27 protein-coding genes and 2 pseudogenes are annotated in these 23,151 nt (G+C 44.3%); 5 read left to right on the forward strand and 24 right to left on the reverse strand.

The genetic code is table 11. From position 1 onward, the window contains the following. Window positions 1-30 precede the first annotated feature (30 nt). The 5 genes from A4V09_RS08685 to A4V09_RS08705 all read right to left on the reverse strand — a co-directional run bounded on the left by A4V09_RS08685 (window position 31) and on the right by A4V09_RS08705 (window position 5,869). Window positions 31-849 (reverse strand): ABC transporter permease, encoded by an 819-nt coding sequence (locus tag A4V09_RS08685; RefSeq protein WP_089280611.1) that lies wholly within the window; start codon window positions 847-849, stop codon window positions 31-33. Then, window positions 846-1,838, reverse strand: a complete 993-nt coding sequence (locus A4V09_RS08690) for an ABC transporter permease (protein ID WP_084043504.1) — start codon at window positions 1,836-1,838, stop codon at window positions 846-848. The genes A4V09_RS08685 and A4V09_RS08690 overlap by 4 nt, the downstream gene beginning before the upstream one ends. A 153-nt stretch (window positions 1,839-1,991) precedes the next feature. Next, window positions 1,992-3,983 (reverse strand): oxidoreductase, encoded by a 1,992-nt coding sequence (locus tag A4V09_RS08695; protein ID WP_065541994.1) that lies wholly within the window; start codon window positions 3,981-3,983, stop codon window positions 1,992-1,994. 176 nt (window positions 3,984-4,159) lie between these two features. Next, the gene (locus A4V09_RS08700; protein ID WP_065541995.1) at window positions 4,160-5,053 is read right to left on the reverse strand and encodes a LysR family transcriptional regulator; all 894 of its coding nucleotides are present in this window, start codon (window positions 5,051-5,053) and stop codon (window positions 4,160-4,162) included. A 75-nt stretch (window positions 5,054-5,128) separates the two neighbouring features. Beyond that, entirely contained in the window at window positions 5,129-5,869 is a 741-nt protein-coding gene (locus tag A4V09_RS08705; protein WP_065541996.1) for a DUF3784 domain-containing protein, read from the reverse strand. A 261-nt stretch (window positions 5,870-6,130) separates the two neighbouring features. On the opposite strand from A4V09_RS08705, the gene A4V09_RS08710 reads away from it, so the two are divergent. Genes A4V09_RS08710 through A4V09_RS08725 form a run of 4 tightly spaced genes read left to right on the forward strand, consistent with a single transcriptional unit; the run spans window position 6,131 to window position 9,125 of the window. Continuing rightward, a complete protein-coding gene (locus A4V09_RS08710) occupies window positions 6,131-7,258 on the forward strand; it encodes a helix-turn-helix domain-containing protein (protein WP_065541997.1) in 1,128 nt (375 codons plus the stop codon). Continuing rightward, window positions 7,255-7,455: a PLDc N-terminal domain-containing protein gene (locus A4V09_RS08715; RefSeq protein WP_065541998.1), complete on the forward strand. Its 201-nt coding sequence runs from the start codon at window positions 7,255-7,257 to the stop codon at window positions 7,453-7,455. The genes A4V09_RS08710 and A4V09_RS08715 overlap by 4 nt, the downstream gene beginning before the upstream one ends. Continuing rightward, window positions 7,456-8,358, forward strand: coding sequence for an ABC transporter ATP-binding protein (locus A4V09_RS08720; protein WP_065541999.1), 903 nt, complete (start codon window positions 7,456-7,458; stop codon window positions 8,356-8,358). Continuing rightward, window positions 8,355-9,125: an ABC transporter permease gene (locus tag A4V09_RS08725; protein ID WP_065542000.1), complete on the forward strand. Its 771-nt coding sequence runs from the start codon at window positions 8,355-8,357 to the stop codon at window positions 9,123-9,125. Before A4V09_RS08720 ends, A4V09_RS08725 begins: the two co-directional genes overlap by 4 nt. Window positions 9,126-9,207: 82 nt before the next feature. On the opposite strand, the gene A4V09_RS08730 is transcribed toward A4V09_RS08725, so the two are convergent. Together A4V09_RS08730 and A4V09_RS08735 are read right to left on the reverse strand one after the other, a co-directional pair. Then, window positions 9,208-9,513: a hypothetical protein gene (locus A4V09_RS08730; protein ID WP_065542001.1), complete on the reverse strand. Its 306-nt coding sequence runs from the start codon at window positions 9,511-9,513 to the stop codon at window positions 9,208-9,210. Window positions 9,514-9,637: 124 nt separating this feature from the next. Beyond that, window positions 9,638-10,105 carry a GNAT family N-acetyltransferase gene (locus tag A4V09_RS08735; protein ID WP_084043785.1) on the reverse strand — a complete coding sequence of 156 codons (468 nt, stop codon included), beginning with the start codon at window positions 10,103-10,105 and terminating at the stop codon, window positions 9,638-9,640. Between the two features lie 209 nt (window positions 10,106-10,314). Here A4V09_RS08735 and A4V09_RS08740 point away from each other — a divergent pair, with 209 nt between their 5' ends. Beyond that, window positions 10,315-11,775, forward strand: coding sequence for a GntR family transcriptional regulator (locus tag A4V09_RS08740; RefSeq protein ID WP_065542003.1), 1,461 nt, complete (start codon window positions 10,315-10,317; stop codon window positions 11,773-11,775). A 29-nt stretch (window positions 11,776-11,804) separates the two neighbouring features. Here A4V09_RS08740 and A4V09_RS08745 read toward each other — a convergent pair whose 3' ends face one another. From A4V09_RS08745 to A4V09_RS08820, 17 genes and pseudogenes are all read right to left on the reverse strand, one after another. After that, window positions 11,805-12,353 carry a DUF1697 domain-containing protein gene (locus A4V09_RS08745; RefSeq protein WP_242964032.1) on the reverse strand — a complete coding sequence of 183 codons (549 nt, stop codon included), beginning with the start codon at window positions 12,351-12,353 and terminating at the stop codon, window positions 11,805-11,807. Window positions 12,354-12,371: 18 nt separating this feature from the next. Further along, window positions 12,372-12,566 (reverse strand): annotated as a pseudogene (locus A4V09_RS08750) (nucleotidyltransferase domain-containing protein); the annotation flags it as partial. A 54-nt stretch (window positions 12,567-12,620) separates the two neighbouring features. Further along, window positions 12,621-13,226 (reverse strand): hypothetical protein, encoded by a 606-nt coding sequence (locus A4V09_RS08755; protein ID WP_065542005.1) that lies wholly within the window; start codon window positions 13,224-13,226, stop codon window positions 12,621-12,623. A gap of 63 nt (window positions 13,227-13,289) precedes the next feature. Next, on the reverse strand, window positions 13,290-13,484 hold the full coding sequence (locus A4V09_RS26415) for a GrpB family protein (protein WP_065542006.1): 195 nt from the start codon (window positions 13,482-13,484) through the stop codon (window positions 13,290-13,292). Window positions 13,485-13,486: 2 nt separating this feature from the next. Next, a complete protein-coding gene (locus A4V09_RS08765) occupies window positions 13,487-13,897 on the reverse strand; it encodes an ester cyclase (protein ID WP_065542007.1) in 411 nt (136 codons plus the stop codon). A gap of 46 nt (window positions 13,898-13,943) precedes the next feature. Then, window positions 13,944-14,408, reverse strand: coding sequence for a VOC family protein (locus A4V09_RS08770; RefSeq protein WP_065542008.1), 465 nt, complete (start codon window positions 14,406-14,408; stop codon window positions 13,944-13,946). A gap of 71 nt (window positions 14,409-14,479) precedes the next feature. Further along, entirely contained in the window at window positions 14,480-15,013 is a 534-nt protein-coding gene (locus A4V09_RS08775) for an IbrB-like domain-containing protein (protein WP_065542009.1), read from the reverse strand. After that, window positions 14,988-16,313, reverse strand: a complete 1,326-nt coding sequence (locus tag A4V09_RS08780) for a phosphoadenosine phosphosulfate reductase (protein WP_369858150.1) — start codon at window positions 16,311-16,313, stop codon at window positions 14,988-14,990. The genes A4V09_RS08775 and A4V09_RS08780 overlap by 26 nt, the downstream gene beginning before the upstream one ends. A 129-nt stretch (window positions 16,314-16,442) precedes the next feature. Continuing rightward, window positions 16,443-16,991 (reverse strand): DUF3795 domain-containing protein, encoded by a 549-nt coding sequence (locus tag A4V09_RS08785; RefSeq protein WP_065542011.1) that lies wholly within the window; start codon window positions 16,989-16,991, stop codon window positions 16,443-16,445. A gap of 112 nt (window positions 16,992-17,103) precedes the next feature. After that, window positions 17,104-17,652 carry a CD3072 family TudS-related putative desulfidase gene (locus A4V09_RS08790; protein WP_065542012.1) on the reverse strand — a complete coding sequence of 183 codons (549 nt, stop codon included), beginning with the start codon at window positions 17,650-17,652 and terminating at the stop codon, window positions 17,104-17,106. A gap of 241 nt (window positions 17,653-17,893) precedes the next feature. Next, window positions 17,894-18,595, reverse strand: a complete 702-nt coding sequence (locus tag A4V09_RS08795; protein WP_198168578.1) for an HAD family hydrolase — start codon at window positions 18,593-18,595, stop codon at window positions 17,894-17,896. A gap of 225 nt (window positions 18,596-18,820) precedes the next feature. Then, on the reverse strand, window positions 18,821-18,970 hold the full coding sequence (locus A4V09_RS24320; protein ID WP_157123482.1) for a hypothetical protein: 150 nt from the start codon (window positions 18,968-18,970) through the stop codon (window positions 18,821-18,823). A 313-nt stretch (window positions 18,971-19,283) separates the two neighbouring features. Beyond that, window positions 19,284-19,412, reverse strand: a pseudogene (locus A4V09_RS08800) (dihydrofolate reductase); the annotation flags it as partial. Between the two features lie 53 nt (window positions 19,413-19,465). After that, window positions 19,466-19,915, reverse strand: a complete 450-nt coding sequence (locus A4V09_RS08805; protein WP_065542014.1) for a GyrI-like domain-containing protein — start codon at window positions 19,913-19,915, stop codon at window positions 19,466-19,468. 365 nt (window positions 19,916-20,280) lie between these two features. After that, on the reverse strand, window positions 20,281-21,390 hold the full coding sequence (locus A4V09_RS08810) for an ABC transporter ATP-binding protein (RefSeq protein ID WP_065542015.1): 1,110 nt from the start codon (window positions 21,388-21,390) through the stop codon (window positions 20,281-20,283). A 19-nt stretch (window positions 21,391-21,409) separates the two neighbouring features. Next, entirely contained in the window at window positions 21,410-22,249 is an 840-nt protein-coding gene (locus A4V09_RS08815; RefSeq protein WP_065542016.1) for a carbohydrate ABC transporter permease, read from the reverse strand. Further along, window positions 22,246-23,076, reverse strand: coding sequence for a carbohydrate ABC transporter permease (locus A4V09_RS08820; RefSeq protein ID WP_242964117.1), 831 nt, complete (start codon window positions 23,074-23,076; stop codon window positions 22,246-22,248). Before A4V09_RS08820 ends, A4V09_RS08815 begins: the two co-directional genes overlap by 4 nt. Between the last annotated feature and the right edge of the window lie 75 nt (window positions 23,077-23,151).

Raw genomic sequence — 23,151 nt, forward strand, 5'->3', positions numbered from 1 at the left:
CAAGCCACCGGATGACCGGCAGCGGCTGTTTCATAGATTGCTGTGTTCTCTGTTATTTCTCAGGCGGATGTACTCGCCCATATTGGTGATGCATACAAGGGTAGTCACCAGGAAAATTCCCGGAATCAGGATGATCCACCAGGCATTGGACAGCAGCGCTTTCTGTGAAAGAGACATCATACTTCCCCAGGAGATGATCTCCATGGGAAGGCCGATTCCCAGAAAGCTGAGAGTAGCCTCTGTTCCGATCGCCGCACTTACATTGGTGACGATCATGAACATGGTGGAGGAGATAAAATTGGGAAACAAGTGCCTGCGCAGGATGTAAAAAAACTTTCCACCTGCCAGCCTGGATGCCAGTACGAAATCACTGCTCCGTATCTGCCGTACCTCACTTCTGACCACCTTGGAAATGTTCATCCAGCTTGTCAGTCCAATGACTATAGCTATGCTGGTAGCTGTAGCTTCCCCCAGAAGCGCCTGCAGAAAGATCACAAGCAGTATGGAGGGAATACTTAAAATAATCTCTGTGAAACGCATGAGCAGATCGTCCAGCCAGTCCGGCACAAGACCGCTGATGCAGCCGTACACAATGGCTATCACGGAGGATATCACAGTTGCCAGGAGCCCGATATAAAGGGAAACTCTTCCGCCCTCCCATATCATGGAATAAATATCCCTCCCCATGGTATCTGTGCCGAAATAATGGGCACTGCCGGGCGGCAGACTGACTTCCGTCAGGTTCATATAGAAGGGATCTCCTGTTGCCAGGACTTTGCCAAACAGGCATCCCAGGATGATAAGTCCCAAGATCACTAAGGAGAAAATAGGAAATTTTTTCTTTTTCATGCTGTCTTTTCCCCTCTTTCCTGTTTCATTCTGGGATCGATCCATTCGCTGATGATCTGGCCTGCCACATTGGCTGCAATGACCGCAAAACCTGTTATAAGACTTAAAACCATCAGCATGTTATAGTCATGGTATTGGGCACTTTCCATACTCAAAGTCCCAAGGCCCGGATAAGAAAAGACACTCTCCGCGATATAGGTCCCCCCGATTATGTGGGGAACGGAAATTGCCATGATGCTGATCAGGGAAGGCAGGATTTTCCTCAGGCAGTGGGTGAACATGATGCGGCATTTCCCCATGCCTTTTACCTTGCACAGAAGTACATAATCTTCACGGATCTCCTCCAGAAGTTTGTTTCTTACCATATAAGTGTAATACCACAGATGGGATAACACCATAACGGCCACCGGCAGGATCAGATGCACGAGCCTGTCTCCCAGGGAATGTTCCCCTCCCAGGGCATAGGCGCCGCTGGTGGGCAGTACAGCCAGATTCACACCGAAGACGAGGATCAGTACTAGTGCAACAAAGAAGGATGGGATACAGTTCGTCACGGTCCCGATTTTACAGATACACCTGTCGATCAGGGTATTTTCCCGCATTGCGCAGAAGATACCCAAAAGTACAGCCAAAAGAAAGGTGAGTACATAGGATAAGCCTCCCAGTATAAGGGTATTGGCATAAACTTTCTCTATGACTGCCCCCACATCCTGTTTATACTTATATGAAATCCCAAAGTCCCCGTGCAGGGCATTTTCCACCCAGCGTATGTATTGTACAGTCATAGGTTCATTGAGACCCAGACGCTCCCTGGCTTTATCCTTCTGGCTCTCACTCATCCGCTCCACACTCTCCCCGTAGTAGGATTTTAAAGGGTCCCCGGGGGAAAGACGGGCAATAAAAAATACCAGTATGGACAGCATCAGCATGGACAGCAGGATCTGTACCAGCTTTTTCAATAAAAATTCAATCTTCTGTGGTGTATTCAATGCAGTTTCCTCTTATCTGATGAGTTTCGTAACTGTTCAGTACCTCTGCAGTTACGTCTGTTATTTTTTTGACTAACCATAGTATAACAAAGAAAAAATCCCCCCACAAGCCACGTGGGGGGATATAAATCTGTGTTTTTTGTTATACATAACTTAAATATGGTTTGCCACTTCAAAAGCATCCCAGATTGCATACATAATATTGGAAACTTTCTTTGCATCACCCAGAAGATAGATTTCCGGCACATCAAACTGCAGATCCTGATAGAGCATATTTTCCTCTCTGTAGCCAACAGATAAAATGACACTGTCACAGGAGATCTGCTTCTCCTCATCCTGAATAAGATACCATAACGCACCGTTCTTAAATCCTGTCACTTTGGCACCCGTCACCACATCAATGCCGTTGTAGGGAATCAGGCGCTCCAGCATATCTTTGTTGGCATGACAGAGCGGGCCGTTGACTGCCATCAGCCTGTCCAGTGCCTCCACGATCGTCACTTGTTTCCCATTCTGCGCCAGCCAAAGGGCCGTCTCACAGCCTACCAGGCCGCCGCCCACCACAACTGTGCTGCTGCCGCAGTCCTTCTCTTTAGTGAGCACCTGTGCCGCAGTATAAACATGGGTATCATCACCCAGAGGGAATACTTTAGGGCTGGAGCCTGTGGCAACTATCACAGCATCATACTCTGCGTTCAGCACATCTTCTTTACGGACTTCCGTATGGAGATGCACCGGGACATCCAGCTTTTTCAATGCAGTTTCATACCATTTTGCCAGCTCCAGGTCATCTTCTTTAAAAGCAGGGGCACCACCCGGGATCAGATTGCCGCCAAGGCTTCCTGCCTTTTCAAACAGCTCCGGCATGTGACCGCGGACAGCAAGCACTCTTGCCGCTTCACATCCGGCCACACCGCCGCCCACTACCAATACTTTTTTGCTTTTCCGCACAGGTTCATAGGCCGTTACTCTCTCCCGGGCAGCCTGGGGATTCACCGCGCAGTTGATCATGGAATATTCCTGTACGCGTCCCATACAGCCCTCCTGACAGGAGATACAGGGACGGATCTCCTCCATTCGCCCTGCCCGGAGTTTGTTCACATAATCCGGGTCAGCCAGAAGGGGGCGTCCAAGGCTCACGATATCGCAGGTCCCGTCTTCCACTGCCTCGGATGCCATATCAGGGTTGTCCATACGTCCTGCACAGAGTACAGGTACATCCACCACTTCTTTCACCATTTTGCAGTAAGGGCGGAACAAGCCCTTTTCCTGGTACATCGGGGGATGGTTCCACCACCAGGCATCGTAGGTTCCCACATCTGTATCAAGGGCATCATAGCCATAGCTTACAAGGAGTTTTGCCGCTTCCAGTCCTTCCTGGGTATCACGGCCTTTTTCCTCAAAATCCTCTCCGGGAAGGGCGCCCTCTCTCCAGTCTTTTATCATGCTTTTCACGCTGTAGCGCAGGACAACCGGAAAATCTTCTCCGCAGCGGGATTTGATCTCTTCCACCACTTCTCTCGCAAAACGGAGACGGTTCTCCAGGGAGCCGCCGTACTCATCGGTTCTCTGATTGAACATGGAGATGGCAAACTGGTCCAACAGGTATCCCTCATGGACTGCATGTACCTCAATACCGTCAAATCCTCCCCGTTTGGCATTATAAGCGCCGTCACCGAAAGATTTTACAATGCTGCGGATTTCCTCTTTTGTCAGGGGACGGCAGGTCTTATCAAGCCATCTGTGCGGAATGGCGGAAGGCGCTACCGGCGGAAATTCCCCCAGGTTGGTGGGAATGGTAACACGTCCGAAACCACCGGACATCATAAGAAAGATCTTACTTCCGTATGCATGGACCCGCTCTGTCATCTCTCTGCTGGTACGGATAAAATGCACAGGATTATAGGTGGAATTCGGACAGTTTGGCATACTCTGTGTCTCCACCTGGCAGTCTGAGAAGGTAACGCCTGTGATGATCAGGCCGGTACCGCCTTTTGCGCGTTCTGTGTAGTAGTCAATCCCTCTCTGGTTAAACCCGCCCTGGGCATCTGCCAGCCCCAGAGGCCCCATTGGCGCCAGTGCAAAACGGTTCTTTAAGGTAACATTTCCTATCCGCACAGGAGTAAATAGATTTTTATATTTCATTGCGTCCTCCTTTGTTTATCTTTAAAAACAGTATACAAAAGGATAACGCATTTCTGCCAGCAACCTTTCTTTGTCAGGTGGAAACTTTTTGTTTTTGTATAGAAAGCAGTCGAGCCGTAACCCTCCAGGCAGGTCTGCGTGGCGGCAGTAAGCATCCACCCATCGTGAAGCGCTTTTTAGTGGCTGGTTGCATGTGACAGTTCAGATAGCCGAACTGTCATGTCAAACCGCTGTATGGTTTCATAATTTTTCGTATCTTCCTTATAGACGCCGAACACATCCCAAGTCAGATCCTCTTCAAATGGGATGGCGCGCATATGATCCATGCGGAAATCCTCCAGCATAAACTCCGGTATGACGGCAAGCCCGATTTTCTGACGGCAAAGTTTATACAGAACCGCACCATCTGATGTTTTTGCGATGATATTGGGGGAGAATCCTTTTGCACGGCAGATAGCTGTAAAATCATGAAACATGTGGAAATGTTCATTCATGAGTATCATATTTTCTTCTCTCAGCATGTCTGCATTTATCCGCTCTTTTTTATAGAGAGGATGGCCCTCATGGACCAGCAGCAGAACCTCTCTTCCATCCAGCTTGCGCTGTATCATTTCTTCCCCCTCATGCCTTCCGACGATAAAACCATATTCCAGCATGGAATCCTCCAGCATGGCTTTTACCTCCTCGTTGGAGTATTCGTTCCACTCCACCCGGATATTAGGGTTATCTCTCATGAAGTTTAAGATCAACTGAAAAGGAAGAACATTGAAGACACCGCAGGCGTATCCGATGCGGAGGACTATTTTCCTGTTTTCCAGCTGTCTGACGCCGTTCTCCAGTTCCTCCAGCTCCTGTATGATCTTCTTTGTCCTTCCATAGAGAAAGTCCGCGCTCTCTGTGGGGCGCATGCCCTGTTTTGTCCGTTCAAAAAGTCTGGTTTCCAGCTCCGCCTCCAGGGTTCTGATGTTTTTTCCCAGTCCCTGCGGGGTGATGTACAGACGTCTGGCGGCTTTACTGATACTCTGCTCCTGATACACAGCCTCGAAACATTTTAAATCTTTTGTGTTCATATAAATGCCTGCCTTTTCTCTCGTGATACTCCTATTGTATAGGCAGAGAAAATACTCTGTCAACTGTTGTCTGCATCAGCCTTCTCCCACTTTTTCGAGCAGTTCCTCATATAATTCTTTTGTTGCCGCCTTATCTTTTCCATTCAGCACCACCGTTCCCTGCTCTGTGTCCAAAACCACAAAACTGTCACATGAAGTATAGGAATACAGCATATAATCCCCAAACTCTGCATTCTTGAAATGACCGGCCTGCAGGGTTGGACCTCCGATACCTCCTTTTCGACTGCCCCGCTGCAAATCTTCCATGTACGCAACGGATTTGATCGAACGGTAGGCCACCTCATTATCCGACCAATAGGACACTTGAATCTCCAGGGAGTCCTCATGCAGAACCGGAGTGACATGACCTGTGAAAAGCACAAAAGTAACTCCTGCCAGTATGACTGCTGAGCATATAAAGGAAGCCCGCCTGTATATCTGGTCTCTGGATGTTTCTTTCTTTTGATCCCCTCCGTCATTTACCTGCGCCCGGCAGATGGTACTGCTCAATACTTGTATAAGGATCACGGTAATTATGGTGACGATAACAAAGACAGATACAGGGAATTTTTCACCCATAACGCCCCAGCCGATCAACATAAGAGTAATAACGCCCATGCCTCCGCCCATGACCCGGCACAGCCTTTTTTCATTATATTCTTTTTTCTCTTCTTTGCTGGAAGTATTATATCCGGCGATCAAAAAACTCCCTTTCCCCAGCAGCAGAACCACGGTCAGCACACCCATTAAAACTGCGATTCCCCAAATGATCAACATATAAATCCCCCTTTTCTAAAAACAGATCATATTTTCCTGCCAGCAACTTTCTGACGGCTTTGCTCTTATCCGTTAAAAATATTATAACAGATTGAAAAAAGATTGAAATCCATTTGCACAGAATACACTTTTTTAAGCCTGAAGGACAGAACGTACCGGACAGTTTCCTTGCAGTTGACTTTGTATCTCAAAGTATCGCCGCAATCTATTGATAATTTTCAGTTACCTGCTTATAATCAACCATATAAGGAGGGTTACAGGATGAATATACTAAATTTTTCCGAAAACATTGTGAATTTGCGCCATAAAAAAGGAATCACCCAGGAGGAACTGGCTGATTTCGTTGGTGTCACCAAAGCCTCTGTATCGAAGTGGGAAACCAAGCAGAGTTTGCCGGACATTATGCTTCTGCCTCAGCTTGCCGCTTATTTTGAAGTGACCGTGGATGACCTTCTGGGATATGAACCAAATCTGAGTAAAGAACAGATCCAAAAAATATATTTTGACTTTATGACAGAATTTGCAGAACAACCCTTCGGGGAAGTGATGGAAAAAAGCCGGCGGATGGTTAAAAAATACTACTCCTGCCATTCTTTCCTTTTCCAGATCTGTGTACTTTGGCTTAACCACGTATCCCTTACCCCTGACCCGCAGAGACAGACGGAAATTCTGGAAGAGGCATCCGCCCTATGTTCCCGCATCATCTCTGACAGCAGAGATATCGGTTTATGTAATGATGCCATTCTTTTAAAAGCCAGTATTGACCTTCTGCGCAATAAGGTCCCGGCAGTGATTGATACGCTGGAAGAACTTCTGAACCCATACCACTATTCTTTTCAGGGGGAATCCATTCTGGTTCAGGCCTATGCCATGTCCGGTCAGAAAGAAAAGGCCAATAAGTACAGCCAGTACAACATGTATATCCATCTGCTTGCCCTTGTATTCGGCGCTGTACAGTACCTTTCCCTTCATGCGAATGATTTGGATGCCTGCAGGGAAACCATTAACCGTATCGACCGTGTGATGGAAATTTATGACCTGGAGCATCTGCACGAAAACACAGCCGCCCAGTACCATTATCAGGTTGCTGCCATTTACTGCATACATCAGATACCGGAGGTGGCTATGGAACGCTTAAAAAAGTTTGCAGCCATCACAGGATCCCTTCTGAGCCGTGACAGGATTTATTTAGGAGGGGACAGTTATTTCAATTCTATTGATGATTATTTTGAGAACATGGATTTGGGAGGAAACTTAGTCCGTGATAAAAAAGTCATCTTGGGCAGCGTAGTTCAGGCATTAGAAAATCCTGTATTTGAAATACTGAAAGACAATGAAGACTTACAGAAAATGAAAAAGATGTTTCAAGCGAAAGGAGAATCCCTATGATATTTTCAGACCTTTTACCGTTTCTCATTCCATTAGTCATTGTACAATTTCTTCTGCTTTTTATCACCCTGCGGCACGTTCTCACCCATAAAAATTATAAGAGGGGCTCACGGGCCCTGTGGCTGGTGGTTGTCATTATCGGAATGGAATTTATCGGTCCGGTACTGTACCTTCTCCTGGGAAGGGAGGACAGTTGAATGAATATGCTGACCCTCTCCCATGTATCAAAATCGTTTGGGAGCAAAAAAATCATAGATGATTTAAGTTTCACGGTACCGGAGCACTCCATTTATGGATTTATCGGGCAAAACGGAGCCGGGAAAACCACCACTATGAAAATAATCCTGGGGCTTCTGCCGGCGGACGGCGGGAAGATCACAGTCAACGGGGAAGCGGTCCGCTATGGCCAGAACAGAACCAACCGCTTTATAGGCTACCTGCCCGATGTCCCTGAATTTTACGGATATATGACACCGTCTGAATACCTCAAACTGTGCGGTGAGATCACAGGAATGCCTGCAGGGAAAATCCGCCAAAAATCCCATGAACTGCTGCAGCTTGTGGGACTGGATAAAGAAAACAAGCGGATTCATGGTTTTTCCAGAGGCATGAAACAGAGGCTCGGAATCGCCCAGGCACTTTTAAACGAACCCCGGCTGCTGATCTGTGATGAGCCTACATCCGCACTGGATCCTCTGGGCAGAAAAGAGATTCTGGATATCCTCCTCGCTGTAAAAAAACACACAACAGTGATCTTTTCCACGCATATTCTCTCAGATGTGGAGCGAATCTGCGATGAGATTGCCCTTCTTCACAACGGCAGGACCTCTCTTAATGGCACTCTGGAAGAAATAAAAAGCAAACGGAAGAGCAACGGATTTGATATTGAGTTTTATCATCCGCAGGATGCCGATGCCTTCGCAGCCTCCATGTCCGGCAGCGAAAGGACCAGTGCTGTCCGCCTGTTCTTCCCGGGAAAAAGTGAAAAAGACATGACAAATGCCATGAGGATCCTGGCAGATAATGAAATCTGTGTCCAGAAGTTGGAAATGCGGGAAGCCACACTGGAAAACCTGTTTATGGAGGTGGTGGGAATATGAGACAGCTTACTGCTTTTACCAAGAAAGAATTTCTGGAATCCACACGTACCGGCAGAATGCCGCTTCTTGTGATCCTCTCTGTTTTATTTGGAATTATGAACCCTCTTGTTGCCAAGCTGATGCCCTGGATGATGGAAGCCTTCGCTGGTTCCCTGGAAGAAAGCGGTATGGTTTTGACCGGGATCCGGGTGGATGTCTTTACATCCTGGACACAGTTTTATAAGAACACACCCATGCTGCTCCTTATATTTATTGTCATTATAAGCGGTGTTCTGACAACAGAATATCAGAAAGGTACTCTGGTAAATATTCTTACAAAAGGGATGCACAGATGGAAGCTGATCCTTTCAAAATCCATCTTTGCTTTCCTGCTCTGGACTGTCTGTTACTGGATTTCTTTTGGGATCACATATGCTTATAATATATATTTCTGGGATAACAGCCAAGCATCCCATGTGTTTTTCGGGGCATTTTGTCTCTATCTGACCGGCATATGGCTGATCACCCTTATCATGCTGATGTCCTCCCTGTGCAGCAGTAATTACATGGTGCTGGCAGGAACGGGGGATGCTTTTTTCCTTCTTTACCTGCTGGCAATGATACCTGATCTGACAAAGTATATTCCCACAAAGTTAATGTCCTCATACAGTCTGCTGCCTCAGGCTGCTGAGGTGTCTGATTTCACTTATGCGGTGCCGGCCGCAGCTATCCTCTCTGTGGTGAACATACTGCTGTCCATACTGTTATTTAATAAAAAATCTTTATAGTATCACAAAAATACCTCTCAAACTGTAAACTAACCATATTTCTTCATGGAGTGTAAAATAATACAGGACATCAGATTTTAAATCATCTGATGTCCTGTTTATTTTTAATTAAATCAATCTCTGTTGATCGAGCCTGCATTTTTTGTGCAGCCCATTCTGAAAGTTCTTTGCCATTTACACTTGCTGCAAAGCGTCTGCCTGCCACTTTAGCTCCCGGTGTAAGGGCCGCTATATTTCTGCCGGAATCTCCTAAACCGCTGCTGCCAGACGTTGCAAATTCCCCGCATACCAGCCATAAAAATAAAGCGGAAATAAAAGCAGCTACCATAATGGATATGCCGGAAGATTTGTTCTTTTTGATAAATCCGGCTGAATAATCTTTCCACATTCTTCTTACCTCCGTCTCTGGTCGCTGATAATGCGTCCATCCTCTTGCACCGCCGCTGAAATCAGATCCAGCAATGCTCAATCCCGGACTACCCCACCACACTCTTTTGCCGCGGCTTCTCAGATCACTTTGCAAGGCTTTTAAGTACATCATCTGTAATTCGATATACTGTCCAGTCAGACATGGGTTCTGCTCCTAAAGAAAGGTAAAAATCAATACTTGATCTATTCCAGTCAAGGCACCACCATTCTAAACGGCCGCAACCACGTTCAACAGCAATGGCCGCCAATCTTTTTAGAATTGCCTTTCCATATCCTTTTCCTCTGCATTCTGGCTTTACATACAAATCTTCAAGGTAAATTCCGGCTCTACCCAAGAAAGTAGAGAAATTGTGAAAGAAAAGAGCAAAGCCAACCTCTTTTCCGTTTACAACAGCGAAAATCACTTCTGCCTTTTGTTTGTCAAAAATCCATTCCTCCAATGTTTTTTCATCAGCAACGACTTCGTTAAGCATCTTTTCATAATCAGCAAGCTCTTTGATAAATTGCAAAATCAATGCTGTGTCTTCTCGTTTAGCATATCTAAAATCTATGTCTTTAGTATACACAGTGAATCACTCCTCTCTCTATTTCCAGTTCAGCATTTTTTTCTACCAGATACGAAATGGTATGACCGCTTTCATAATGATGGAAAAAAATTCAACTACATGCCCTTCTGTTTTAAGTTCCATTGCCACTCTTCGGAATTATGTAGTATAATATAAACAATATGTGTTTGTGCTTGAGAAAGGGCATTTATATTATGAAACGACAGGAAACTCGTTTTTCTTATGTATATGAAGATTTAAAAAAACGTATTGCTTCTGGGCAATTCCAGCCCGGCAGCAAACTCCCCTCTTCCCGAAATCTGTGTGAAGAATACAATGTGGGGATTGCGACTATTACGCGGGTATTAGATACCCTAAAGGCGGAAAAACTGATCGACATCCAGATCCGGCAGGCTCCCGTAGTTCTTCCCAACAGCCTGACAGGCTGTGGAATATCTACGATGTTAGCGCAGCGGGATTCTATCTTACAGGTATATGAAACTTATGGACGGTTATTGCCCTATCTGCTTGTATTCGCCGCGCATAAATATTCGGTTGAGTCCATGCCTCATTATCGGCAGGCCCAAAGAGCGGCGCAGCAGGGAATCTGTTCAGAGAGCTGGAAAGCCCTGATTGCACTGACGAGAGATATTTTAGGTGCCAGCCACAATCCTCTGTTATGTGATCTGCACACAGCCTTTGAGCTTCAGGGGAATTTCTCGTACTTTTTAGAAAAATGCAGCTTCTCCCAGGATATCACGTACCGGAGGCCAACCTTTGAACCCCAATCAATCATTAATGTATTATCAGAACGCGATCCAGTTGAACAGTATCATCATTTAAAAGCACTCTATCAGGACATGTCCGCTAGCATTAAAGAAATTTTCATCCAGATGTCAGACAGCGTTACCCAGATTCCCACTCAGATACCAGCTGCATTTGAATGGAATCCCCTCAGAGGTAAGGATTACTACTATACCCGCATTGTCCGTGACTTGACACGAAAAATAGGGACAGGCATCTATCCGGCCGGAACTTATTTACCTTATGAAGCTAAGCTGGCCAAGCAGTATGGCGTGTCTGCCTATACAGTCAGAAAGGCATTAACTCTATTGGAACGCAGAGGCTACACAAAAACCTTAAACGGCAAAGGTACGATGGTTCTGACTCCCGATCAGCTTAACACCGAACAGTCTCTTCTGGATATTACTACGAAGCGGGACGCCCTAACTTATCTCCATTCGCTGCAGCTCATGGTTCTGCTGTCCTATCCAGTCGCAGCCTACACTGCACCTCATTTTACCGAGGAAGACCTGAAAGCATTGGCTGCCCAGAACAAGAAGCCAGGAATCGCGCTCACAAATCTGTTTCAGATGATTTTTAAGCGACTGACCTTAGTACCGTTACAAACCATTTGGCAAGAAACCAGTCAAGTCACAGAATGGGGTTTCTATTTCGCATTTTACCCGCAGGGAGCCGATGCAATCGGACAACTCAATAAAATCACCCGTAAAGCATATGGCTGTCTGCGTTCAGAAAACAACGCTGGGTTTGCTGAGTGTCTGGCCGACTCTTACCGTCTGATTTTAACTTCTGTCCAGGCATATATGGTTGAGAAACACCATTTTACCGAGGCTTTATCTGTACAGGTCCCTGACAGGGATTCCTTAAAATAAGTGTCAATCAGTTGGAATGTGGAAAACTGCTACATTCCAACTATTTTTCTGACGGTGTTTGCCGTTCTGATTGTCAGCTTACCGCTGATATTCGCACTTGCCGTCTTTGGCCACCAGTATGTCTTTTGATAATCCTTCCGGCTGAAAGACCAGAATACCGCTTCCCTATAATTCTTAATCTTTTCCAGCCCCTCCCTGGGTTCTCCGATCTCGTCCCATACTTCAGCAAATGTAGTCGGAGGCATAATAAAAATCAGATTATCATAGATTTCCTTATTTTCGTCTCCCCACCAGTCTGGCGCATGCTGCAAAATATCTTCGAGAGCCTCTTTTGATATGACAAAAACCGGAATATCCAGACCAAACTGTTCTTTTATCATCGTCTCAATCCGGTTTGAAAGGCTTCCCATATTGTCTTCATCACTTGAAAAAATCACATTGCCACTGTTCAGATAGGTCTTAACCGCTCCGAACCCAAGCTCCTCAAAAGCTTTCTTTAGTTCAGCCATCGGAACTTTATTTTTTCCGCTTATATTGACACCGCGCAAAAGCGCAATATATCTCGTTGCTTCCTCCATACAGATCTCCATTTCGCCTTATTCTGATATACTTTCAAGGACAGTAAGATCATGCCTGTCCTTATCCCTTAGCTCATAACCCGAGTGGAAAATCATTTGCCCTTTCAAAGATATACAGGGAATCATCCTCCCCTCAAAAACAGTACTACCAAAATAGTCCTTCTCAAACTTATACCAGCCGCCTTCCAAATCGGCTTGTTTTGATGTCTCGTCCCGCAATAGCTGGCGCGTGGATTGTTTTTGCCTTGGACACTGATTCGTCATTTCTTACTTCTCGATTGAAATAAACGGAGGAAAGGTATCGGAGCTATGGTTACGCCGCATAGTTTTTGAGTCCACGTCAAAACACTTGCCGTTGTATTCATAGTGTAACTTTTGAGCTTTAACATAAAAACGATGTTCCGATTGAAATGCAACGGGCTTAAAATGCCCTTCTTGTATCGGCTGATCCCGATATAAGACCTGATCTTCCGATAATTTCAGCACATCATTTTCAAGACGTACATCATAAATTCCACTTACGATAGCCTCTGCTGCCACATTTTTACCCGAAGCTGAAATGAAACGAAAACAGCCAGTCAAACTATTCGTGCTTTTTCGCTCCGCCAGTTCAAATCGGAACAGGGATACACCACTGAAATCTTTTCGCAATTTTTCCCGTTGTCCATCCTTTCCCATAAGCCATATCTTCTCATTAGATACAATAAACATATCCAACTGAAATCCACTCTGAGAATATTTTAGATTAGAGAAAGATATTTGATCAGAGTAAACGCCCTGTAGCGCACCATTTTCAAGATTGTAAACTAATTCCTTTGTAAACAGCGTTTTGCCATCCACATTTACTTCCATGAAGTTGATGATTTCTTTCATTGGCACCCGACCATCCTTTCAATTTGAAATACACCTTTCCCGCCAAGAACGCATAAAAGCAACTTACAAGTAAGTCTTTTTTGCTTCGGATGTCCACTTTCTGACAAAATCTTTCTTTGCGTTAGTATAAGCATCCCTATTATGCTCAAATGACTTCCCAAGTTGTAATTTCATTTTTTCATATTCCTTAGCTATTTGGGGATATTCATTATCATTATCTCCAACATAACGAAAGTGTATATGAAAAACTTTGTTCAAAATTATATTGCTCCTATCATACCTGCTTCAAACAAAGTTTCAAATGTATTTACTGCACCTCCATGCTCCACAATCATCCCATCAACTACCTTATCAATATCAACGCCAGTAAATACCAATCGTTTGTTGGTTGGCTTTATTCCTATCCATTCACCTTTATGTGTACCTTCCATTACAAATTCAGAGATGACATAATCACCATCACAAAATTGCTTAATAATCTTCATCTTATAATCGGGATATGTCTGCTTTGTTGCTTGTATGTGCTCTTTCATACCTTCAACGCCAACTGGAATCAGTCTTTCTCCCATTTTCACACAACATTTTGGCGATACAAACTCTGCTACTTTTCCAATTTGATTTTCAGATATGATCGTTTCATAGAAATATTTTACTTTCTCCGCTGAATCCATTGTCCTACCTCTCAACTTTCCGCTTTGTTTATTCCTTCACCACATATTAGATATTCAGAAGTTTTGTCAAATCCTCAATTGAAACGTCCATTTTCACAGAGACTTCTTCCATAGACATACCGGAAGCAAGAAAACGTTTTATCACCATCTTCATATCCTCGCCAACCTCTATGATATGCCCGTCCAGATCGTAGAACCGGATCACACGCTGACCCCAGCTATGTTCGATGACTTCTCCCAGATATTCAATCTCCGGGTACTCTTTTAGCTTATTCAGGAAGCCATCGAAATCCTGCTCCTCAAAAACCGCTTCTGCATTGTTGGATTTCTTCAGTACCTTTTCTTTTGGTATACTTACCAGCCAGTCAAAATCCTGCTGTAATGCCAGGCCGCAGGTAAAAGCCATGTTCTTTCCATAATCCTGATAGACCTCTAACCCGAACAAATTCTCATAAAACTTTCTTGCGGCGCTGATATCCGCCACTGATATAACCGTACATACATACTTCATAGAAATGCTCCTTTCAAGCCTTTATAGCTGTTCTTTATTTTTGATAAACTACTTTCATTCATCTATATTATTTACTCTTTCGCTGCCTCTTCCTCTACAGGGTGCCACGCTTCTCCAAATTTTATATCCTTGAATAACGCGGCAAGACCTGTGATCTGCTTGAGGCGCAAAATTTCATCTCTGTCCATTCCCAAATGTTTTGAGATCCAGGCGTCGGACCTCCCAAATTCATGAAGTTCTTTTACGATGTTACTCATCAAATCCACATCATGGGAGCCGCGTGCCCTGTTATGACGCACGGTACTGGCCATACGTTTATCAATCGTTTTCTCAATCACGGAAACCGGCAGCAATCCCTGTTCCCTTTCATAAATATCCGGATGATCCATCATCACCTGGTACCGGTGGAAGCCGTCCACAATCAGATAAATATCCTCCGATTTTACATAATAGCATACGACTGGCATCGTATATCCGTCCTCTTTTATGCTCTCATAGAGCAATTTCATTTCAGGCGGTGCTACCTTATTGGGGTTGTAGTTATTTGGCCGTACCTTCTCGATCGGAACAGCCATCACATTATAAACTGGGCTTTTGTACTTCATAATCGAATTCCTCTATGCTTTTGTATTTGCGGCGTATGATATCCAGATGCTTCTGCTGCTGCCGTGTCATCCCAAATCCCATGAAGCGGCAGATATGATCATTTTTCAAAATGCAGTAGCACATCCGTTTCCAGCTGGGAATATCCTTTGTGGATTTGATATCATCTGTGTGATCCGGTATTGGTCCCACAAATACAATCCGTGATTTTTGATTCAATGTATAATTGGAGACGCCGTTTCGTTTTATTTGATACCCCTTCTCCTGAAGCTCCTTAATCACAGATTCATCCAATCCGCCGCCTGTTTCGTGCCAGAACTGGACAGAGGTATTAAATTTCTTCACATAGTTAATTCGTAGCCTTCTCGGCAGCGTATCCAATAAAAACTTCGTATAGGATTTCCACGTATGACCTTCTGGTAACGTAATATTCCGGTAGCCCATCGCTTTGGTCTTTCCATAAATAGAAGCGAAATTTGCTCCCTGCACACGTCCTACCAGCTTGCACCAAATCTCCGGGTCTATGACGCGGTATAGATTCAATGCATCCTTTGCATAGTCATTAAACGGGGAGGCCACACGCATCTGCGAGGGTTTCAGGCCAGCCATATAATAGAGATCATACAGGCGGTTATAGTCGTAATCAAATAAATAGGTGGCGTGCCAGACATCCTCTGTAGACCAGTCATATAAAGGAGAGGCGCACCAGACATCTTTAAATTGCTTGCTGATCCAGCAGGTATCCTTATACCCATATTTTTTATTCAGGAATCCACTGTAACGCTGCAGGGATTCATCTGCCCGCATTCCAAGCAGGCATACCGTTTTCCCGCCGTCATGAGCATCCCGGTACCATCTTCCGAACTGTTTTGCCAAGTCCTCCTGATGCATCCGGTAACGGTATGTAGTCATTCTATTGTTTTCCAGATTGATGACGTATTCTTTTTGAGGCATTTCCCGAACCCAGAGTTCCTTCTTCGTATCATCCCATGGATACCAGTACATCTCGTAGCTGCTTAATGCGGTTCTGGTGGCCATGGGCAGGCAAACCCAATAAGGCTCAACCTGATCCTTGATCCGTTCAAAGGTGCGTTCCACATACTCCGTCGTCACCGTATACTGTGCCTCAAAATCCTGATGGAACACGCCAATGGTTCTTTCCGGATAGTGCTGATTCCGGTAATCCAGAACCAGATTGAGCAGCAAACCACTGTCCTTGCCTCCGGAAAAAGAGACATAGATATGATCAAACTCCTCAAAGAGAAAATGCACTCGTGCTAAAAACGCATCATAAACATTCATATGCAGATACTCTCTTACCAAAAATAAACCTCTTTTCTTCTGTCCTTTCTAAGAACCGGATACATTCCGATGAACTCACTTCGGTTTCTATTTTTCATCCCTTAATGAATGATGGCTATATCCAAATTCTCATTTTTTCTTTCGCAGTTTCAACTCCATATTGTTCTTCGCTGCTGCCGCCTTCAGCAACCTTGCAGCTAAAGCACTTTTTTCTTTGAGCGTCAGCGTTTCCAAATCGGCTCTGTCTTCCATTTGCCTGAGTACCGCCTGCAGCTCTTGCAGGTCTAAAAGAGATACTGCTGTGCAAAATAGTGTCTTTTTGCGCCCGTCATTAAAACCGGACAGAAGAATGTCCAATATTTTTGTCTTTTCCACCTGCTCCGCATTATAAGCTTCTATTCCCAACTGCCGGGCTCTCTCCATATGAGATTTTCGTCCTTGGTGTGTCATAAAGGAATCAAAGTCATCCATATGCTCGTATTTTTGACAAGGGTATTCATCGCACTGAAAGCAGTATTCCACGCCATCATGCTCCATGCTACATCTTGCAATTTTACAAGATTGATTGCCCTCGCCGCCACCGCAGCCGGGGCAATATTTATTCAAAAACATGGGGCAAAGCCCACAATTCAATCCGCAAAGGGAAAATAATTGATTTTTTCGGTTAAATCCTTTCATGATACCTCCTAACCAGCTTGTCCCCAGCCATTCCAGCTAACATATGCTGTATATTATGCTTATCCTCACAAGCCGACAAACTGAAAGTTATGTAATATCGCTCAGTTCGTTTCTACAGTTCCCAATTCATTAACTGTTGAAGTTTTTCTTGTATATTGTCGGTTCCTTTAATACCTATTATTGGAATGGAAACGTTTTTCCCTAAAAGTTGGTGAAATATTTTTTCTATAAATAATCCCATTCCATAAATTTCCGCATTTTTGTCCGATGTTGTTTCTACACCACAATTTGGAGAACGATTTGCCCCAACAATACCGATAACTTCAAAGCCATATTTTTTATATTCTATAATTTGTTGAACTATATAATCAGCCAATCTTGTTAATTTAATATTCAAGCTGTCATTTTTCATTGCTGAACGTATTCGTGTATTCTCTACCACTACCGGGCTATCAGCGCCGAAAATATTTCCCCGATCAAGCCCTAAACAGTAAAACTCTGGACAAGGCATTTGGACAATACCAATATCAGCATTTAGGAAAAAATCAACAACATCTTTAAATGCTGCCGGAAAAATCGCCGTGCCATCAGAAATAGAGTTTTGATTCAAAAGACAATGTGCAACAAAAACAACTTTTTTACTTCTTCCATCATTAAACATGATATTCCCTCATAAATACTATTTTTAGTCCGACAAATGATATCTGTTACCTAATTCCTTATGTATTACAAGACCATGCCCTCTTGGCCGTAATCGGTACGCCACCTCTCAAACCTGTACTTTTCTCTCCATAATGGCTTTCAGTTCTTCATCCGGGCTCTCGATGAGCTTCACTAACTGCACCTTTTTTTCTTATGATCCGTGTTCTTCTCATCAATAATACAGATGCAGACATGCTTATTTACCTCCTAAGCCGGAAATTGTTACTTGGTGGAGGATTTATCAGTCCGGTCTTTTTTTCCAACTCTAAAGTCGGAGAGATGCGCTCCGGCATAGAGAGCAAGTAATCTCTTAACTCTCCTACCGTTTCAAAGATATAATCGGCATTGATGATTTTCAATTCTTCTGCCTTTGCAGTTGTTCCCCACAAAGCAGACAAGCATATGATCCCGGCTTTTCCGGCCTCTGACACATCTGATACCGCATCCCCTATATACACACATTGTGCAGGAAGCAAATCATATTTTTTTAGCAGCAGCTTCAATGACTGCGCCTTAACATTTTCACTTTCGCTGCCCGTCAGGATTTCATCAAAATTATGTTCCATCCCAAACGCATTCAAAGTAATCTGACAGCTTCTTTCGCCCTTTCCCGTTATCAGTGCCAGGATAAATCCTTTTGCCCGCAGAGCGACAATCAAATCCTGGATGCCTTCATAGGGTTCGGAGCATTCATAATGCAGTTTCTCATACAGGGAATAAAAATCATATAATACCTGTTCCCAATTCTCCGGAACGATGGATTTTATCATTCCAATTTCGTTCAATCCAAAAGTTTCAACAACTTCTCTGTCTGTGTCCGTAGTGGCAAGTGACAATAAAGTATCGTGCCCAAATCTTTCATCCATTATCTTTTTCGCTTCTTGCGGGAACTTTTCACTCATAAACATATCCCTCCTTAACACCGATCATTATTTTCTATTCATCTCAGTAAAGTTTTACTAAATATATCACTTAACTTCTCCACTCACTTAACATCACCTGAAAATTTTTCCGAGTTAATTCAAAATAGCAGGATGTAAGAAAAGGAGAACCGGGCAGAGTATTTCCACCCGGCTCATCGCAATATATCGTAGTGATGTTTATGGTTCCTCTCCAAGGACTGCATGTTATCTTTCGATACTGGCATCAGTTACGATTATTTTTTTCTCTTCGGCTATCTCATCTTCCGTAAACCGGATGCCGCAATCCTGCTCTACCTGTTTCCACAAGTCCTCTATGCTTTGTTCATTCTTACTGAACGCCTCATATGCTTCCAACTATGCGTCTGCAAAATCTGGCAGACGTTTTTGCTTTCCCCAGCCATACTCCGCTGCTCCAGATAACTGTCTCTACTGATAAACTTTTCCTTGCTCAGTCTCCTGTTTATTCGGAAGTATAGTGCATTGCACCTAATTTTTGAACCCATTATACCCGATTCTCCCTCGGAAATCAATCTTACTCGGAACTTTTTTGTTTTCACCGTAGTTGCATCCACATTTTCAAAAATCAAACCAATGTCTTTCTTTATGTAAGAAACATCCCGCATCGGAGACCTGTGCGGTTTCTTCCGCGATTTCCCGTTCCGGTAATACCCATCACAACAACATTTCCTACTGTAAGTTCTCTAAATTGCTTTTGTTCGCCTTGTATCTTCCATGGTATTTTGCCATTCTTACCAATTACATTATTCTTAGAATGTGCAAAAATCCTATCATACATATAATCCTTCCGATCTTAAGGCTATCTAATTCCCCACCGCTTCATTCTCTTTTTTAATATTTCACTGGTATCCAGACTTCTACTTCCCCCAAATCTTCTGCTTCATTCCACAAAACATATTTTTCGATGGTGGGCAGTCCACATTTTTCATACTGGCTCTGGGGAAGGAATTCCTGATTGATCTGCTGCCAGAGATTTCCCAGAACATTGTCTGAGATTTTTCCCTTGGCCTGAAAGATCAGCCATGTTGCCGGAGGATACTCATATGTCACAAATCCTTCTACCTCCGGCCCGTCCCAGAGAACGGCACACATATAATCATTACTGCCATCCTCCTGAAATCCGAAGCACAATCCCAAATCAAAAAAACTTCCACTGATAGCTTTCATTTTTTCATTGGTTCCATCACTCTTGACCACTGCCCAGGTACCTCCTCCATACGGAGTTGTCATTCTTATTCCCAATACCTGAAAAGTCCCTTTTTCTTCAACTACATACTTCATAATCTCTACTCCTTTCACTGTATATTAAGATTTAAGCCTGCAGTAAAATACTAGCGTAACAGCTTTTTGTCTTACATCTGATGCGTTGCATCCACTCCATTCTCCTGCCTGCCTTATGCTTAGTATAAGGCAGGCACAGCCTGTCTGCCCGATATATTTCCCACAGAAAATATCGGCGCAGAACATGTGTCTGTCTTTTTCATCCACTAAAGATTTCGGACAGCATCTTTGCTATGGTATTTTAAATTTATATCCGATACGGATTCCAGACCAGCTCCATCATCCATTCATATGCTAATCCCTGCTTAGGTTCGGTTGGTCGGCCGGTTCATTTATTAGCTCCTGCTATTTTCGAGACTCTGACATCACAAACGTAATGCATGCCCCTTCTCTCCATTAAAAATATGTATCTTTTCCTGCTTCAGACGAATGTATATCTCATGTCCAATTTGACCGGAAAAATCAGCATTTGTCATTATCGTAAGATTCGGTATGCCGGACGCAACAAGAAAAACAGCCACTTCACGCCCTGTATTCTCCAACAAACTGATCTCCATCCGGATGGCGCCAGGTTCATTTTTTGAAGCAAGCTCAATGTGTTCCGGACGGATACCAGCCTTAAGCGGCTCTTGTAATTGCTCCCCAGGCAAACCACTTATGTCTATAGGAATACGAGCTTCACCCAGAGTCAGAAAATGCTGCGCATGATATGACACAATCCTTGTATCCCATATATTCATATTGGGAGAGCCTATAAATCCGGCAACGAAAAGGTTAGCCGGATTTTGATATATCTCCTGCGGCGTTCCAAACTGCTGTAAAACGCCGCAATTCATTACAGCAATACGTGTCCCCATTGTCATAGCTTCGATCTGGTCATGTGTAACATATATTGTTGTTACACCCAATTCCCGCTGAAGCGTTATAATCTCCCGGCGCATCTCTGTGCGGAGTTTCGCATCCAGATTTGCCAGCGGTTCATCCATCAAAAAAAGCTTAGGCCTTCTCACCAATGACCGCGCAAGGGCCACACGCTGACGCTGCCCCCCTGAGAGTGCACCGGGCTTCCGTTCCAACAGAGTGTCCAGTTCCAGCTTTTTTGCCACCTCAGCTACCCGTACCGCTGCCTCCTGCTTTTTGGTATGGCGCATTTTGAGGGGGAACGCGATATTATTTTTTACCTTCATGTTCGGATAGAGGGCATAATTCTGAAATACCATAGCAATGTCACGGTTCTTAGGCGGTACTTTATTAACTACCCTGCCATCCATAATGACCTCGCCGCTGCTGATGCCCTCAAGTCCCGCAATCATACGAAGCAGTGTAGTCTTTCCACAGCCGGAAGGCCCCACGAAAACAATAAATTCACCCTGTTCTATTTCCATATCCATATTGATAACGGCGTGTACATTGCCTGGATACCACTTATTTACTTTGTGTATTTGCAGGCCGCCTGCCCGAACTTCATTTTCCATAAACAGCTCCTTTTATATTTTAGTCCTTCATTCCAGAAGATATAATGCCTTGTTCAAGATATTTCTGCCCGAACATAAATATCAAAAGCGGTGGCATAAGTGTAATCAGTGATGCGATCAGCGATACTCCCGCATTGTCCGCGGTGATATTCGCCATATACAGAGACAGCGGCCAAAGTGTCTGATCCTTTAAGAATGCCTGAGGTGCCTCCATTGCGTTCCAGTACTCCAGAAATCCCAACACAACAGCGGAGAGGATACCCGGTGCGCCGAGAGGTATACCCAATCTCAAAAATGTCTGGATGGGGGAAGCACCATCCACAGCTGCTGCCTCAGTAACCGCCCCTGGTATCGTCATAAAAAATCGGGTCATGATGAATACCGGAAGAGTTGATGCAGCGCCGGGCAGAATAATGGCCCATGCAGTATCAATAAGACCTAACTTATTCAAAACCAGATAACTGGAAACCATAGTTACTTGAAAAGGCATCAGCATAAGGACAATATATAAGGTGTAAAGCACTTTTTTTCCGCGAAAGTCAAAACGTGCAAATGCCCATGCCGCAGGAGCGCCCAAAACAATATGGCCAAGTATAATGGGAAAGACCTGTTTACAGGAATTCCAGAATACATTAAAAAATTGAGGTGTATCAAACAACAGCTCCGCATAAGCCTGGAAGGTCGGGTAGCGCGCAAAAATCGGCCATGCAGCGAAGCCATCACCACTTTCTAAAACCGGGGCAAGGTTCCCGGACAACTCCCCAGGTCCCATAAGTGTACCGGATGAAAGCATCCACAGCGGTACCCATACAAAAGCAGCGATCATAAAAAGAATGAGACAGATCAGAATTTTTTTCAAGAGCCGTCACCCCCACTCATGATCTTCTGCAACAACATAATCAAAGTAAATACGATAAGTGCCATCATCACAGCCCCAGCACACATTTTATCCACGTCCAAGCTGCTGTACCAGTTATTAAACAAATGCTGAAGCATATAAATGCTATTATCGGGATAGCTGCCTGCGATGAGATAAGCTTCCCTGAATACCTTGAACGAATTGAGCAGGGACAGCACCGTGACTGTGAACAACGTTGGCAACAGATTGGGCAGCGTGATCTTTATAAGCCGTTTTATGCTGCCCGCACCGTCTATCTGTCCCGCCTCATACAGCGCCGGATTGATAGCACTGATTCCTGAGAGCCATAGCACCATGTCATACCCAAAGTTCTTCCATATATACGCAAATACTAAAACTGCAAATGCAGCCCCGCTGCCAATCCAATCAATCGAAGTTACATCCAGTAAAGACAGGACCCCATTGATCAATCCGTTTCTATGGAACATCACCCTCCACAGCAGAACAATTGAGGCCACAGGTATTGCCATTGGCATTAAATACGTTGTTTTGTAAATCCCATGCTTTTCCTGAAATGTAGTAAGCATCAATGCAGCAACCAACGATATGATAAGCAATAGTGGTATGCAAACGAATATAAACTTTGCAGTATTGGCCGCTGCCAATTGGAATGCACTATTACCCAGCACAGATATGTAGTTTTGGAATCCAACAAACTGATTGCTTACAGCGGAGAAAAAAGAACGCCGCAGTGCATCCACAAGCGGAATTAGTACCATTACACTCACAGCAAACAAACTCGGTGTCAAAAACAACCACGGTACGATACGTTCTTTTAGCGGGGCCTTGTATTCATGTTCGTTTTGTTGTTTTTTCCTGTATAAGTATTTGGGCTTTTTCGC

Source organism: Blautia pseudococcoides, from assembly GCF_001689125.2.
GTDB classification, from domain to species: domain Bacteria; phylum Bacillota; class Clostridia; order Lachnospirales; family Lachnospiraceae; genus Blautia; species Blautia pseudococcoides.

Excerpts from the sequence above, each read along its gene's own strand:
- A4V09_RS08685 (WP_089280611.1), bottom strand. The coding sequence starts at position 849 with ATGAAAAAGAAAAAATTTCCTATTTTCTCCTTAGTGATCTTGGGACTT.
- A4V09_RS08695 (WP_065541994.1), bottom strand. The coding sequence starts at position 3,983 with ATGAAATATAAAAATCTATTTACTCCTGTGCGGATAGGAAATGTTACC.
- A4V09_RS08700 (WP_065541995.1), bottom strand. The coding sequence starts at position 5,053 with ATGAACACAAAAGATTTAAAATGTTTCGAGGCTGTGTATCAGGAGCAG.
- A4V09_RS08705 (WP_065541996.1), bottom strand. The coding sequence starts at position 5,869 with ATGTTGATCATTTGGGGAATCGCAGTTTTAATGGGTGTGCTGACCGTG.
- A4V09_RS08710 (WP_065541997.1), top strand. The coding sequence starts at position 6,131 with ATGAATATACTAAATTTTTCCGAAAACATTGTGAATTTGCGCCATAAA.
- A4V09_RS08715 (WP_065541998.1), top strand. The coding sequence starts at position 7,255 with ATGATATTTTCAGACCTTTTACCGTTTCTCATTCCATTAGTCATTGTA.
- A4V09_RS08720 (WP_065541999.1), top strand. The coding sequence starts at position 7,456 with ATGAATATGCTGACCCTCTCCCATGTATCAAAATCGTTTGGGAGCAAA.
- A4V09_RS08725 (WP_065542000.1), top strand. The coding sequence starts at position 8,355 with ATGAGACAGCTTACTGCTTTTACCAAGAAAGAATTTCTGGAATCCACA.
- A4V09_RS08730 (WP_065542001.1), bottom strand. The coding sequence starts at position 9,513 with ATGTGGAAAGATTATTCAGCCGGATTTATCAAAAAGAACAAATCTTCC.
- A4V09_RS08740 (WP_065542003.1), top strand. The coding sequence starts at position 10,315 with ATGAAACGACAGGAAACTCGTTTTTCTTATGTATATGAAGATTTAAAA.
- A4V09_RS08745 (WP_242964032.1), bottom strand. The coding sequence starts at position 12,353 with ATGGAGGAAGCAACGAGATATATTGCGCTTTTGCGCGGTGTCAATATA.
- A4V09_RS08755 (WP_065542005.1), bottom strand. The coding sequence starts at position 13,226 with ATGAAAGAAATCATCAACTTCATGGAAGTAAATGTGGATGGCAAAACG.
- A4V09_RS08765 (WP_065542007.1), bottom strand. The coding sequence starts at position 13,897 with ATGGATTCAGCGGAGAAAGTAAAATATTTCTATGAAACGATCATATCT.
- A4V09_RS08770 (WP_065542008.1), bottom strand. The coding sequence starts at position 14,408 with ATGAAGTATGTATGTACGGTTATATCAGTGGCGGATATCAGCGCCGCA.
- A4V09_RS08775 (WP_065542009.1), bottom strand. The coding sequence starts at position 15,013 with ATGAAGTACAAAAGCCCAGTTTATAATGTGATGGCTGTTCCGATCGAG.
- A4V09_RS08780 (WP_369858150.1), bottom strand. The coding sequence starts at position 16,313 with ATGAATGTTTATGATGCGTTTTTAGCACGAGTGCATTTTCTCTTTGAG.
- A4V09_RS08785 (WP_065542011.1), bottom strand. The coding sequence starts at position 16,991 with ATGAAAGGATTTAACCGAAAAAATCAATTATTTTCCCTTTGCGGATTG.
- A4V09_RS08790 (WP_065542012.1), bottom strand. The coding sequence starts at position 17,652 with ATGTTTAATGATGGAAGAAGTAAAAAAGTTGTTTTTGTTGCACATTGT.
- A4V09_RS08795 (WP_198168578.1), bottom strand. The coding sequence starts at position 18,595 with ATGAGTGAAAAGTTCCCGCAAGAAGCGAAAAAGATAATGGATGAAAGA.
- A4V09_RS08805 (WP_065542014.1), bottom strand. The coding sequence starts at position 19,915 with ATGAAGTATGTAGTTGAAGAAAAAGGGACTTTTCAGGTATTGGGAATA.
- A4V09_RS08810 (WP_065542015.1), bottom strand. The coding sequence starts at position 21,390 with ATGGAAAATGAAGTTCGGGCAGGCGGCCTGCAAATACACAAAGTAAAT.